Here is a 13,055-nt window from a genome sequence, read left to right as displayed (position 1 = left end):
GTTGGGGTCTTATCAGTACGTCATGCGTCGGTTGCCCGACTCACATGGACGTCTTAGACGATGGTAACGCCGGTGGCCTGCGGGCCCTTGTTGCCCTGACCGATCTCGAACGCCACGCGCTGGTTCTCCTCGAGAGTGCGGAAGCCGCCACTCTGGATCTCGGAGTAGTGAACGAAGACGTCAGCACTGCCGTCTTCGGGAGCGATGAAGCCGAACCCCTTCTCGGAGTTGAACCACTTCACGATGCCCTCTGCCATGTAAATCTCCTCTAACACAGTGTCAACAGGCAGTCGCTTCGACCGCCCGGGTCACTTACTACGACCGTTCTGAGACAAATCCGTGGAGGATGTCCAAACGCTCGCAACCTAACCATTTGCGAGCGTGGAAACACAAACACAAACACTTACGACCAACACAAGTAGACCACACATCCGCCGTGTTGTCTTCCTTGAGGCCTTCATCACTGCCCAGCCCGTTGACAGGCATACCCCCTGGGGGTACCTTCGATTGCAGAGCGATACCTACACCGGGTATCCGTAAAATAAGCTTTCCACAACCGAAGGGATCTGCGATGACCACCGCCGAATACACCGTTTCCGGAATGACCTGCGGACACTGCGTCGGATCCGTCAAGGAAGAGATCGGCAACATCGCGGGAGTAACCGCGGTGGATGTCGAACTGGCGAGCGGACGCGTCGTTGTCACCAGCGATGCTCCCGTCTCCGCAGCCGACGTCGTCGCAGCAGTCGACGAAGCCGGCTACGCAGTCGTACCAAGCTGAGTCAGCCGTGCGCACCTCGACAACACTTGCCGCCTACGCCGTAGGGCTGGTCGCCGTCTTCGGCGCCGCCCTCGGCGTGGGGGCCGCAATCGGAAGCCCGATAGACATGTCCACCACCCAGCACAGCACCCACGAATCAACCACCGAATCGATGCCAGGCATGGATTCGGCAACACCTGCAGGTCTCGAAGTCTCCTCCGGCGGATACACACTCACCGATGTGACCGCACCCGGTCGAGCTGGGGAGCCGGGAACCTTGACCTTCCGGATTCTCGACGACACCAACACGCCCGTCGTCGATTTCGACCTCCTGCACGAGAAGAAACTCCACCTCATTGTCGTCCGAAACGACACCAGCGAATTCCGCCACGTACATCCGTCCCTCGCTGCAGACGGCACCTGGTCGATCGACTGGGCCTGGCCCGCCGCCGGCACCTACCGAGTCTTCGCGGACTTCGATCCCACCGACGGCACCCAACTGACACTCGGCCGAAACTTCGACGTGGCAGGCGAATTCACTCCTGCGCCGCTACCTGCGAAGAGCGCGACCGCAACCGTCGACGGATACACCGTGACTCTCGACGGTGATCTGACCACTGCCGGCGGCCCGATCACGCTGAGCGTTGCTCGCGACGGAGCCCCGGTCACCGATCTCGATCCGTACCTCGGTGCCTTCGGTCACCTCGTTGCCCTGCGCACCGGCGACCTCGCCTACCTGCACGTGCACCCCGAAGGCGAGCCAGGCGACGGCGTCACAGCTCCTGGTCCGGACATTTCCTTCCACGCACAGGCACCGAGCGAAGGCACATACCGGCTGTTCCTCGACTTCCAGCACGAGGGCGTGGTTCGGACCGCCGAATTCACTGTTGATGCAGGCATTTCCACAGCTTCAGTTCCAGACAATCACGAGGGAGGGCACTGATGACGTCACCGACTGCGGTCGACAATGCTGCCAACTCGAGCAGCGTCGAACTCGCGATCACCGGGATGACCTGCGCCTCCTGCGCGTCACGAATCGAGAAGAAGCTCAACAAGATCGACGGCGTCACAGCCACCGTCAACTACGCGACGGAGAAGGCCAAGGTCACCTTCCCGGACGGGGTACCCGTCGAAGATCTGGTCACTGCCGTCGAGAACGCCGGTTATTCCGCCGCGCTCCCCAAGCCGCCCAGCGCGGCGGACACCGTCGACCCGGATGCGGAAACCCCGCAGGATCGTGATCTGCGCGAGCTCCGTACCCGCCTGATCATCTCGACTCTTCTCTCCGTGCCGGTCATCGCTATGGCGATGATTCCTGCGCTGCAGTTCGACAACTGGCAATGGCTCTCCCTCACACTGGCCGCACCGGTCATCGTGTGGGCGGCCCTCCCCTTCCACCGGGCTGCCTGGGTGAACCTGCGTCACGGCGCGGCCACGATGGACACGCTCATCTCGCTGGGCACCATCTCGGCCTTCGTCTGGTCGCTCTACGCACTGTTCTTCGGCACTGCGGGCGAAGCCGGTATGAAGCACGCCTTCCGGCTGACGGTCGACCGGATGGACGGCAGCGCCAACATCTACCTCGAAGTTGCCGCGGGCGTCATCACGTTCGTGCTGGCCGGACGCTACTTCGAGCACAAGTCCAAGCGCACGTCCGGCGCCGCACTACGCGCACTCATGGAACTCGGTGCGAAAGACGTCGCGGTATTGCGCAACGGCGTCGAAGTACGAATCCCCGCCGAAGAACTGGCAGCGGGCGACTCCTTCATCGTCCGGCCCGGCGAGAAGATCGCCACCGACGGCATCATCACCGAGGGCCGCTCAGCCGTCGACATGAGCATGTTGACCGGCGAATCCGTGCCGGAGGAAGTCGGTGTCGGGGACACTGTCGTCGGCGCCACCGTTAACGTCGGTGGAACCTTGACCGTCGAGGCCACCCGGGTCGGGAGCGACACCCAACTCGCCCAGATGGCGGCACTGGTCGAAGACGCACAGAACGGCAAGGCCGAAGTTCAGCGCCTCGCCGATCGGATCGCCGGTATCTTCGTGCCGGTCGTCATCGCGATTGCCGTTGCGACACTGGGCTACTGGCTCGGTACCGGCAACCCCATCGAGATGGCGTTCACCGCTGCGGTCGCCGTGCTGATCATCGCGTGCCCCTGTGCTCTCGGATTGGCAACGCCCACAGCTCTGTTGGTGGGCACGGGCCGCGGAGCCCAGATGGGAATCCTCATCAAGGGACCCGAGGTGCTCGAATCGACGCGCGCAGTCGACACCGTCGTGCTCGACAAGACGGGAACCGTCACCACCGGTCAGATGACATTGCTGGACACCGTGGTGGGCGAAGGAACAACCGTCGACGAGGTCCTTCGGCTGGCCGGCGCACTCGAACATCGCTCCGAGCACCCCATCGCCGCAGCGATCGCGAAGGGTGCGACCGAAGCTGTGGGCGAATTGCCTACGGTCGAGGATTTCGTGAACGTCGCCGGGCGCGGCGTGCAGGGAATGGTCGACGGTCACGCCGTCGTCGCGGGCCGAGACGCGCTGCTCGCCGACTGGTCGATGCCGTTGCCGGAAAATCTCCGCGAGGCGAAGGCTGCAGCAGAGAAGGCCGGGCGCACCGCAATCGCGGTGGGCTGGGACGGCAAGGCGCACGGCATCCTCGTGATCGCCGACGCGGTCAAGGACACGAGCGCCGAAGCAATCGCGCAGTTGAAAGCACTCGGCCTCGAACCGGTTCTGCTGACCGGTGACAACGCCACCGTTGCTCGCACTGTCGCGGATCAGGTCGGGATCAGCACCGTCTTCGCCGAGGTCATGCCTGCGGACAAGGTCGACGCCGTCAAGAAACTGCAGGCGGAAGGACGCGTCGTGGCCATGGTCGGCGACGGCGTGAACGACGCGGCAGCCCTGGCTCAGGCCGATCTCGGCCTGGCGATGGGCACGGGTACCGACGTTGCGATCGAGGCCAGCGACATCACTCTGGTGCGAGGTGACCTGCGGTCGGCGGCCGATGCAATTCGACTGTCCCGCAAGACGCTCAAGACCATCAAGGGCAACCTGTTCTGGGCATTCGCCTACAACACGGCTGCGATCCCGCTGGCTGCGGCCGGCCTGCTCAACCCGATGCTCGCCGGTGCCGCAATGGCATTCAGCAGTGTGTTCGTGGTGAGCAACAGCCTGAGGTTGCGGCGGTTCAAATAAGGGGGCAAGCCCCTGTGCGCGGTTAGGGAGTCCCTGCACTCCTTAACCGCGCACGGGGCTATTCGCCTCCAGCAAGCCGAACGAAGGCTGCTGCGTCGAGCATCTCACCACGCGTCTGTGGCTCGATGCCGGCAGCGAGGAGCCGTCGTTCGGCCTCGGCAGGCGAACCTGCCCAACCGCTGAGAGCGGCACGCAAAGTCTTGCGGCGCTGTGCGAACGCGGCGTCGATCGCCGCAAAAACCTGCTTGCGGTGCTTCTCGTCCATCGGCCACGGCGGCTCCGCGTACCGATCGATACGAACCAGTCCTGATTCGACCTTCGGCACCGGCCAGAACACGTTGCGTCCGACGGCACCGGCGCGGCGAACCTCGCCGAAGAAGTTGGCCTTGACGCTGGGAACGCCGTAGATCTTGCTTCCCGGATCAGCCGCCAGGCGATCGGCAACCTCGGCTTGCACCATCACGAGTGCGGTCCGCAGACTCGGAAGCGACGCGAACAGGTGCAACAGCACCGGCACCGCGACGTTGTACGGCAGGTTCGCGACAAGCGCGGTCGGCTCGCCGGGAATCTGCGAAGGCAGCACACGCATCGCGTCGGCTTCGACGACGGTCAGGCGATCGGCCAGTTCCGGCGCTCGCTCGGCCACCGTCTTCGGCAGGCGAGCCGCGAGGTTGGGATCGATCTCGACCGCGATGACCCGATCGACCACGTCCATCAGCGCCATCGTCAGCGAACCGAGACCAGGCCCTACCTCGAGAACGACGTCGTCACGTGTCACGCCTGCCGTGGTGACGATGCGCCTCACGGTATTGGCGTCGTGAACGAAGTTCTGCCCCAACTGTTTCGTGGGCCGGACACCGAATTCCTCGGCAAGAGCGCGCACCTCGACCGGACCGAGCAGGGCTGCCTGCCCGCGCGGAGTAGCGATGGGTTCGTTCGATTGTTCGGCGTCTGACACCAGTAGAACTTATCCCAGTCCGAGGCGACCCGAGCACGACGGCCATGCGCCCCAGCCCTGAGTGCGCTGGGTCTGTGTCGCAATCGCGATCTGTTCTTCACGGGTGGCGAGGTCGGCGCGGGGCGCATACTTCAACCCGCCCTGTCGTTCCCAGGTGTTCTGGTCGAACTGCACGCCGCCGTAGAAACCGTTGCCGGTGTTGATGGCCCAGTTACCGGTGGCCTCGCACTGTGCGAGCGCATCCCACGTCGAACCGTTCTCCACGGGCGGCACCTCGGTGCCCGGCTTCGTTCCGACACGCACGACCTTCGGCTGCGCCGGTGTGGTGATCGTCTCCGAGACCTGGGTACGTCCGGCTTCGACACCGTTGACGAGATTCACGGCGAACGTCACGTCACGCACGCCGGGCACGCCCGGGTTCTCGACGATCGTGCGGCTCTGGTTCATCGTCGGATCCTCGATGCGCTGATCCGGCGGATCGAGCGGCAAAGTCTCGACTTTGTTCTCGGTGCGGTTGCGCGTCACCGTGACCTCCAGGCCCTCGGTCAGTGGAGCGTCGGCGGCGGGAACCACCGTGTCCGACTGCTCGAGCGGAGTGCCGTTGGCGGTAAGGAACTCCCCGACCGTCGGCGCCGCGATACGCACGTCTGCTGCCGCGTTTGCGCCGTCGACCAGTTTTGCGACGACCGGTGTCAGCACGTCGAGCGCGGCGCCGTCCAGCGGAAGACGCTGCGAGCGCGAAGCCGACACGTGCACATCCGCCGCGACGTCCAACTGCTTCAACGCGTCGTCGACGGTCAAGGCTGTGGTCCAGAGCTTCTGCGGCTGACCGTCGACCGTCAGCGTGATCTCACGGGCACGACGGAGCACCACGGTGTCGCCGTCGGACAGCGAAGCGTCGGCCGCGGGAGCAACTGCATCCTTGTCACCGATCGGGTAACCCGCGTCCTCGAGAGCGCCGTCGACGTTGGTCGACATGGTGCTCAGGCGAATCTGCTCACCGTCGACATCGAGAGTGATGGTCTTGTGCCGGACGACGGCCAGAACACCACCCACGAGAACCGTCAGGAGAAGAGCGGCGATCGCCGAGTACAACAACGGCGACCTGGTCGAGTTGATCTTGGCGAACGGTGACATCGGTTCCTGTGTTCTGTGAGGTGTGAGCGCGTCAGCGCAGGCCCAATTTGCTGGTGCAGGACGGCCAAGCACCCCAGCCCTGACCGGCGCGGACTTTCTCGCCGATCGCGATCTGCTGTTCACGTGATGCGAGGTCGGCGCGAGCTGCGTACTGACCGCCGCCGAATGCTTCCCAGGTGCTCTGGGTGAACTGAAGTCCTCCGTAGAAACCGTTGCCGGTGTTGATGGCCCAGTTTCCGGTCGCCTCGCACTGAGCAATGGCATCCCACGTCGACGCGTTGGACACAGCGGGAGCGGAAGCCTGCTTGGTACCGACCTTCACCACTGCTGCGACCGGTTCCTTGATCACGGTCGCGGACAGTTCGGTTCGTCCGGCCTCGACGCCGTTGACGGTCTTGACCTCGACGGTGGCCGTGCGCTCACCCGGAACACCCGGGTTCTCGACGACGGTCTTGTCCTTCTCCAGCTCGGGATCCTCGACCTTGTTCTCCGGCGGCGCGATCGGCTGCGTCTCGACGCGAGTGTCCGTGCGGTCGCGAGTGACCTGGATGGTCAGGCCGTTGGTAACGGGTGTGTCGGCGGTGGGAACCACCGAGTCGGCCTGCTCGAGCGGCGCATTCTTGGCCGCGAGAAGATCGCCGACGGTCACGGCGGCGAGCTTGACCTCCGCCGCCGGAGCACCACCGTCGCTGACGCTGACGGTCTTCGGGCTGACGACGTCGAGCTCGGTCCGTTCGAGCGGCAGACGATGCGAGCGCGAAGCTGAGACTGCGAAGTCGTCGGAAACATCTACCTGCTTCAATGCCTCGTCGACCGTCAATGCGGTGGTCCAGATGGTGGTCGGCTGACCGTCGACGGTCAGAGCCAACTCACGGGCACGGCGCAGTACGACGGTATCGCCATCGGACAGGGAGGAATCGGCACTGGGTGCGAGCGCGTCCTTGGGATCGACCGGGTATCCGGCGTCCTCGAGAGCGGTACCGACACTGCTCGACATCGTGGACAGCGAAATCATGTCGCCGTCGACGTCGAGGGTGATCGTCTTGTGCCGAACCACGGCGAGCGCACCCCCGACGATGAGCGTCAGAAGCAACGCACCCACCACTGAATAGAGAAGTGGTGACTTCGTGGAGTTGATCTTGGCAAAAGGCGACACAGGAAATCCCAAGGCAGACGACGTTCGATCACAATACGGTAACGACCGAGCGTTGTATCGGCAACCAAATCACAACGAAATGCGACTTTTGTCACGGAACGGCAACGGCGTGTCGTGTGTTCTGCACTTTCCGGCTCCGATACCCGTGTATCGATTCAGCTCTGGGCGCAGTATGTTCTCGTCTGGTTCAAAGCAGTCCGGCGATCCCGGGCGCGACAGAAGAAAGCTGGGCGATAGTGCGAAGAAGATTCGACAGACCACGTAATGCCAGGTGGCCGATCCTGGCCATCCTGCTGGCGCTGATCGCAGCGCTGTTCGCCCCCGGAATCGCGAGCGCGCAACCCGGCCGCACCTACACGATCGCCACCGATCTGACATTCGCCCCGTTCGAATTCGAGAACGAAGACGGCAAACTCGTCGGCATCGACATCGACCTGCTCAATGCGATCGCCGAGGACCAAGGCTTCAAGGTCGACATCAAGCAGCTCGGCTTCGACGCGGCCCTTCAGGCCGTGCAGGCCGGCCAGGCGGACGGCGTCATCGCGGGCATGTCCATCACCGACGCCCGCAAGCAGGTGTTCGACTTCTCCGACCCGTACTTCGAGTCGGGCGTGCAGATGGCGGTCCTCGAGACCGACAACGACGTGAAGTCGTACGAGGATCTGAGGGGCAAGCGCGTCGCCGTCAAGAACGGCACCGAGGGCGCCAGCTTCGCCGAGTCCATCAAGGACCAATACGGCTTCACCACAGTCTATTTCGCCGACTCCGCCAGCATGTACGACGAGGTCCGCACCGGGAACTCCGTCGCAGTCTTCGACGACTACCCCGTCCTCGCCTACGGCATCACACAGGGCAACGGCCTCAAGACGGTCACCGAAAAAGAGGTGGGCGCGAGCTACGGCTTCGCAGTCAACAAGGGCCAGAACGCCGAACTGCTCCAGATGTTCAACGCCGGACTGCAGAACCTGCGCGACGACGGCCAGTACGACGAAATCGTCTCGACCTACCTCGGTCAGGGCGCGTCGACGTCGGACAACTCCATCATCGGCTTGATCAAGAGCACCTACCCGCAGCTTCTCAAGGGCCTGTGGTTGACGATCGTTCTCTCCGTCGTCTCGATCGCGATCGCTCTGGTCCTAGGCGCGATCTTCGGTCTCTGCCGCGTGTCCACCAACATGTTCGTCCGAGGTATAGGCACAACCTACGTCGACATCTTCCGCGGCACACCGCTGTTGGTGCAGGCATTCTTCATCTACTTCGGCATCCCGGCAGCCCTGCATTTCCAGATGTCCGCCTTCACCGCAGGCATCATCACGCTCTCGCTCAACGCCGGCGCGTACATGGCTGAAATCGTCCGCGGCGGCATCCTGTCCGTCGACAAGGGACAGATGGAGGCGTCACGAAGCCTGGGCATCAGCTACATGAAGTCGATGCGAAAAGTCATCATGCCGCAGGCAATTCGCACGATGATCCCGTCGTACATCAACCAGTTCGTGATCACCCTCAAGGACACGTCGATCCTGTCGGTCATCGGACTCGCCGAGCTCACTCAGACAGGGCGCATCATCATCGCGCGCAACTTCCAGTCGTTCAACATGTGGCTGATCATCGGCGTCATGTACTTCATCATCATCATGGCGCTCACCAAGCTGTCGAACCGCCTCGAGAAGAGGATCAACAAGTGACCGAAACAGCCGTCAACATGGGCAAGTCCGCCACCGAGGTCAAGATTTCGGTCAAGGGACTGAAGAAGTCGTTCGGCGACAACGAGGTCCTCAAGGGCCTGGACGTCGACATCAAGAGCGGTGAAGTGGTCTGCGTCATCGGGCCTTCCGGTTCCGGCAAGTCGACCTTCCTGCGTTGCCTCAACCGCCTCGAAGACATCACCGCCGGATCCGTGCGCGTCGACCAGTTCGACCTCACGAACAAGGATGTCGACATCGACAAGGTGCGCCAGCACATCGGGATGGTGTTCCAGCACTTCAACCTGTTCCCCCACATGAGCGTCGTCGAAAACGTGATGCTCGCTCCGGTGCAGACCGGGCGATCGACCAAGGAGCAAGCTCGCGAGATCGCCGTCAAACTGCTCGGCCAGGTCGGTCTCGCGGAGAAGGCAGATGCCAAGCCCGCCAGCCTGTCCGGTGGGCAGAAGCAGCGCGTTGCCATCGCCCGCGCACTCGCGATGAGTCCGGACATCATGCTCTTCGACGAGGCCACCAGCGCCCTCGACCCCGAAATGGTGGGTGAGGTTCTGCAGGTGCTGCGCGACCTCGCCAAGCAGGGCATGACCATGGTCGTCGTGACCCACGAGATGGGCTTCGCCCGTGAGGTTTCCGACCGAGTCATCTTCATGGCCGACGGATACATCGTCGAAGAAGGTAAGCCGGAGAGTCTGTTCGGCAACCCCCAGCAGCAGCGCACCCAGGACTTCCTGGCGAAGGTTCTCTAGGGGCAAGCCCCCTGTGCGCCTTTTTGGTAGTGGGGACTACCGGAAAGGCGCACGGGTGGTGGCCAATTCGACGACCAGCCCGGTCTCGATCCGATTCTGCGGCTCGAAGTCGAAGTCGCCGAACCTTCGGAACCACCGAGGACTGGCCTCGACCCTTCGATAGGTCTCGCTACCTTCGACGGGCAACCACATGCGTGGACTTCCGACTTCCTCGTACGTCGTCGTGACCACGAGAATCCCGAGCACCACACCGGTGGTCACGACTCCAGACGCCGGCATCCCGCCGTGAACCCAACCGTCGAAATCGTCGTCCTGCGATCGCGGTGTCAATGTCCACGAGCATGGTTCACCGACCACCGGAAACGGTCCGCAGCACTCGACTTCGACCGCGTCGACATGAACGCTGACGATCCGGACCGAAGAGTCGACCGGCGTCGGCTCAGTGAAGCTGTGCGCCCTCATCCCCTCGCGGGAAGAGCAAGCTCGACGACAACGGCCGTCTCCATCCAGCCACGACGACCGGCAACCAGCGACGACATGCCGCGAAAAGACCGTGGGACCTTCTCGACTCGAACGTGATCGGTGCTCCCAGGTACCAATACCCAGTGCCTGGGTTCTTGTTCGACAAACTCGCCGCGCTCGAGTCGGATCGAGAGAACGATCCCGGCCGTAGGTTCCACGTCGTCGGGATAGATTCCTCCATGAACCGTCCCGTCGAACCACAGCGACTCACGTGTGGGGTGCAAAGCCCACGCAGATTTTTCGCCGACCACCGGCAACGGTGCACAGCACTCGAATTCCCACGTTTCGATGCGGACTGTGACCACGTTGTAGTCATTCATCTGAATACTCCGCGCAGTAGACGAACCGGGACACGACCGTCCCGGGCGCGGAGTTACCTGTCAGACCACCATAGCGTCAGAGCTTGTAGACGCGCTCCGCTGTCGCCGTGGACGCTGCTGCCAGCGCCTGCGGATCCTCGCTGCGGATCTCTGCGAGTGCGCGCACCGTGTACGGCAGGCAGTACGACTCGTTGGGCGCACCGCGGAACGGGTGCGGCGTCAAGAACGGCGCATCCGTCTCGACGATCAGCTGATCCGAGGGCACCAACAGCGCGGCCTCACGCAGCGCCTTCGCATTCTTGAAACTCACGGTTCCCGAGAAACTCAACACGTAGCCCGCGTCGATGCACGCACGGGCCATCTCCGAATCCGAGGAGAAGCAATGGAACACCACGGTCTCCGGCGCGCCTTCCTCGTGCAGCACCCGCAGCAGGTCCTGATCGGCTTCGCGATTGTGAATCATCAGCGTCTTACCGAGACGCTTCGCGAGGTCGATGTGCCACCGGAAACCGTCGACCTGCTCCTCGATGGTGGCGCACCCTTCGAGCTTGCCTGGCCAGTAGAGATCCAGCCCGGTCTCCCCCACCGCGACGACCCGCGGATCGGACGCCAACCGTTCTATCTCGGCTCTGGTGTCGACATCGAGGACGTTCGCCCTGGTCGGATGGATTGCGACGGCTGCGTAAACCCTCGAATCCCAGTTCGCAGCGTCGACGGCAAAGCGTGCGGCATCAAGGTCGTCGGCCACCGTGACGACCCGTCCGACGCCGACGGCTTCGGCCCGATCGACAATTTCGGCCACGGTCGCAGCGTCGTGCGCACCACAGGCGTCGAGGTGCGTATGTGCGTCGATCAGAGGCGACAAGGGCTCAGGGGCATCGGGGGCGGGACGGTCTTTGCTCACGCCCGATAGAGTAAGCCCACCATGACTGTGCCTGCCTCACCCTCCCAGACCCCGCGCCCGGACTCCGCTGCCCCGGAAGGCGCGGAACGATCGCCGTTCTACATCACGACAGCGATCGCGTATCCCAACGGCGCTCCGCACATCGGCCACGCGTACGAGTACATCTCCTCGGACGCGCTCGCCCGTTTCAAGCGGTTGGACGGTCATGAAGTGTTCTTCATGACCGGCACCGACGAGCACGGTCTGAAGATGCAGCAGACAGCGATCAAAGAGGGCATCGACGTCCGCGAACTCGCGGCTCGGAACTCCGACGTGTTCCAGAACCTCGACAAGGTCCTGAACATCTCGTACGACCGGTTCATCCGCACCACCGACGCCGACCATCAGGTCGCCAGCAAGGCGATCTGGGAAAAGATGGCCGCATCGGGCGACATCTACCTCGACACCTACTCGGGGTGGTATTCGGTTCGTGACGAGGCCTTCTACACCGAAGCCGAGACCACGCTCCTGGACGACGGCACCCGTCAGTCGACGGAGACCGGCACTCCGGTGGAGTGGACCGAGGAGTCCAACTACACTTTCCGTCTCTCGGCCTACGAGGACCGTTTGCTTGCTCTGTACGAAGAGCATCCCGAGTTCATCGCACCCGCGACTCGTCGCAACGAGATCGTCAGCTTCGTCAAGGGCGGCCTCAAGGACCTGTCGATCTCGCGCACCACGTTCGACTGGGGCGTCGAGGTTCCCGGAGACCCCGACCACGTCATGTACGTCTGGGTCGACGCCCTCACCAACTACCTGACCGGCGTGGGTTACCCGAACGTCGACTCGGCGGAGTTCGAGAAGTTCTGGCCCGCGAGCCTGCACATCATCGGCAAGGACATCACGCGTTTCCATACCGTGTACTGGCCGGCGTTCCTCATGTCTGCCGGCATCGAACTGCCGGAGCGGGTCTTCGTCCACGGGTTCTTGTACAACAAGGGCGAGAAGATGTCGAAGTCGGTCGGCAACGTCGTCGACCCCATCGCGATGGTCGATCAGTACGGCCTCGACGCGGTCCGCTTCTTCCTGCTCCGCGAGATCTCGTACGGCCAGGACGGCAGCTACAGCCACGAAGCAATCGTGACGCGTATGAATGCAGACCTGTCCAATGAACTGGGCAACCTCGCGCAGCGTTCACTGACGATGGTCGCGAAGAACTGCGATGCCCAGGTACCGACCCCCGGCGAGTTCACCGAGGACGACCTGGCGATGCTGGCGTCGGCGGATGCCCTGCTTGCCAAGTGCCGCAGCGAGTTCGACGTGCAGGCGCTGCATCTCGCACTGGAAGCCATCTGGGGCGTTCTCGGCGAGACCAACCGGTACTTCTCCAAGCAGGAACCGTGGGTTCTGCGCAAGACGGATCCGGCACGCATGGCGACGGTTCTGTACGTGACGCTCGAAGTGGTCCGTATCGTCGGGCTTCTCGTTCAGCCGGTGATGCCCGACGCGGCGTCACGCATCCTCGATCTGCTTGGCCAGAGCGAAGAGAACCGGCAGTTCGCCGACATTGCGGTTCGCATCGACGCGAACCGGAAACTGCCTGCTCCGGCGCCAGTTTTCCCCCGCTTCGTCGAGGAATGAGCTAAGCGAGAGTGCCGCACGTGGG

General features: G+C 63.2%; 13 protein-coding genes. 6 read left to right on the top strand and 7 right to left on the bottom strand.

Going from position 1 to position 13,055, the window contains the following annotated elements; genetic code table 11:
* Positions 1-53 precede the first annotated feature (53 nt).
* On the bottom strand, positions 54-257 hold the full coding sequence (locus M1L53_RS08195) for a cold-shock protein (RefSeq protein WP_003946232.1): 204 nt from the start codon (positions 255-257) through the stop codon (positions 54-56).
* A gap of 314 nt (positions 258-571) precedes the next feature.
* On the opposite strand from M1L53_RS08195, the gene M1L53_RS08190 reads away from it, so the two are divergent.
* The 3 genes from M1L53_RS08190 to M1L53_RS08180 are packed head-to-tail and all read left to right on the top strand — an operon-like array spanning position 572 to position 3,964.
* Positions 572-781, top strand: a complete 210-nt coding sequence (locus M1L53_RS08190) for a heavy-metal-associated domain-containing protein (protein WP_003946267.1) — start codon at positions 572-574, stop codon at positions 779-781.
* Positions 782-788: 7 nt separating this feature from the next.
* A complete protein-coding gene (locus M1L53_RS08185) occupies positions 789-1,703 on the top strand; it encodes a hypothetical protein (protein WP_054188799.1) in 915 nt (304 codons plus the stop codon).
* Positions 1,703-3,964, top strand: a complete 2,262-nt coding sequence (locus M1L53_RS08180; RefSeq protein WP_054188800.1) for a cation-translocating P-type ATPase — start codon at positions 1,703-1,705, stop codon at positions 3,962-3,964. Before M1L53_RS08185 ends, M1L53_RS08180 begins: the two co-directional genes overlap by 1 nt.
* Positions 3,965-4,022: 58 nt before the next feature.
* Here the strand turns inward: M1L53_RS08180 and rsmA are convergent, their stop codons facing one another.
* The 3 genes from rsmA to M1L53_RS08165 are packed head-to-tail and all read right to left on the bottom strand — an operon-like array spanning position 4,023 to position 7,215.
* On the bottom strand, positions 4,023-4,922 hold the full coding sequence (gene rsmA, locus M1L53_RS08175) for a 16S rRNA (adenine(1518)-N(6)/adenine(1519)-N(6))-dimethyltransferase RsmA (RefSeq protein WP_003946263.1): 900 nt from the start codon (positions 4,920-4,922) through the stop codon (positions 4,023-4,025).
* A gap of 9 nt (positions 4,923-4,931) precedes the next feature.
* Positions 4,932-6,059 (bottom strand): resuscitation-promoting factor, encoded by a 1,128-nt coding sequence (locus tag M1L53_RS08170; RefSeq protein ID WP_007729017.1) that lies wholly within the window; start codon positions 6,057-6,059, stop codon positions 4,932-4,934.
* 31 nt (positions 6,060-6,090) lie between these two features.
* Positions 6,091-7,215 carry a resuscitation-promoting factor gene (locus M1L53_RS08165; RefSeq protein WP_042921286.1) on the bottom strand — a complete coding sequence of 375 codons (1,125 nt, stop codon included), beginning with the start codon at positions 7,213-7,215 and terminating at the stop codon, positions 6,091-6,093.
* A gap of 236 nt (positions 7,216-7,451) precedes the next feature.
* Here M1L53_RS08165 and M1L53_RS08160 point away from each other — a divergent pair, with 236 nt between their 5' ends.
* The gene (locus M1L53_RS08160; protein ID WP_003946214.1) at positions 7,452-8,900 is read left to right on the top strand and encodes an amino acid ABC transporter substrate-binding protein/permease; all 1,449 of its coding nucleotides are present in this window, start codon (positions 7,452-7,454) and stop codon (positions 8,898-8,900) included.
* Positions 8,897-9,664: an amino acid ABC transporter ATP-binding protein gene (locus M1L53_RS08155; RefSeq protein WP_003946239.1), complete on the top strand. Its 768-nt coding sequence runs from the start codon at positions 8,897-8,899 to the stop codon at positions 9,662-9,664. Before M1L53_RS08160 ends, M1L53_RS08155 begins: the two co-directional genes overlap by 4 nt.
* A gap of 36 nt (positions 9,665-9,700) precedes the next feature.
* Here the strand turns inward: M1L53_RS08155 and M1L53_RS08150 are convergent, their stop codons facing one another.
* The 3 genes from M1L53_RS08150 to M1L53_RS08140 all read right to left on the bottom strand — a co-directional run bounded on the left by M1L53_RS08150 (position 9,701) and on the right by M1L53_RS08140 (position 11,410).
* A complete protein-coding gene (locus M1L53_RS08150) occupies positions 9,701-10,126 on the bottom strand; it encodes a DUF6578 domain-containing protein (protein ID WP_042448984.1) in 426 nt (141 codons plus the stop codon).
* A complete protein-coding gene (locus M1L53_RS08145; RefSeq protein WP_042921287.1) occupies positions 10,123-10,506 on the bottom strand; it encodes a DUF6578 domain-containing protein in 384 nt (127 codons plus the stop codon). Before M1L53_RS08145 ends, M1L53_RS08150 begins: the two co-directional genes overlap by 4 nt.
* 76 nt (positions 10,507-10,582) lie before the next feature.
* The gene (locus tag M1L53_RS08140; RefSeq protein WP_054188801.1) at positions 10,583-11,410 is read right to left on the bottom strand and encodes a TatD family hydrolase; all 828 of its coding nucleotides are present in this window, start codon (positions 11,408-11,410) and stop codon (positions 10,583-10,585) included.
* 21 nt (positions 11,411-11,431) lie between these two features.
* On the opposite strand from M1L53_RS08140, the gene metG reads away from it, so the two are divergent.
* On the top strand, positions 11,432-13,030 hold the full coding sequence (gene metG, locus M1L53_RS08135) for a methionine--tRNA ligase (protein WP_003946248.1): 1,599 nt from the start codon (positions 11,432-11,434) through the stop codon (positions 13,028-13,030).
* Positions 13,031-13,055 lie beyond the last annotated feature (25 nt).

The organism is Rhodococcus sp. T9N, assembly GCF_024436645.1.
Taxonomy (GTDB): Bacteria; Actinomycetota; Actinomycetes; order Mycobacteriales; family Mycobacteriaceae; genus Rhodococcus_F; species Rhodococcus_F qingshengii.
Note: the sequence above shows the minus strand (reverse complement) of the source record. Positions and strands in the feature narration are given on the sequence as shown.

What these genes read in the sequence shown, in the direction of transcription:
- metG (WP_003946248.1), top strand. Translation starts at nt 11,432, where the DNA reads ATGACTGTGCCTGCCTCACCCTCCCAGACCCCGCGCCCGGACTCCGCT.
- M1L53_RS08170 (WP_007729017.1), bottom strand. Translation starts at nt 6,059, where the DNA reads ATGTCACCGTTCGCCAAGATCAACTCGACCAGGTCGCCGTTGTTGTAC.
- M1L53_RS08150 (WP_042448984.1), bottom strand. Translation starts at nt 10,126, where the DNA reads ATGAGGGCGCACAGCTTCACTGAGCCGACGCCGGTCGACTCTTCGGTC.
- M1L53_RS08180 (WP_054188800.1), top strand. Translation starts at nt 1,703, where the DNA reads ATGACGTCACCGACTGCGGTCGACAATGCTGCCAACTCGAGCAGCGTC.
- M1L53_RS08195 (WP_003946232.1), bottom strand. Translation starts at nt 257, where the DNA reads ATGGCAGAGGGCATCGTGAAGTGGTTCAACTCCGAGAAGGGGTTCGGC.
- M1L53_RS08190 (WP_003946267.1), top strand. Translation starts at nt 572, where the DNA reads ATGACCACCGCCGAATACACCGTTTCCGGAATGACCTGCGGACACTGC.
- M1L53_RS08145 (WP_042921287.1), bottom strand. Translation starts at nt 10,506, where the DNA reads ATGAATGACTACAACGTGGTCACAGTCCGCATCGAAACGTGGGAATTC.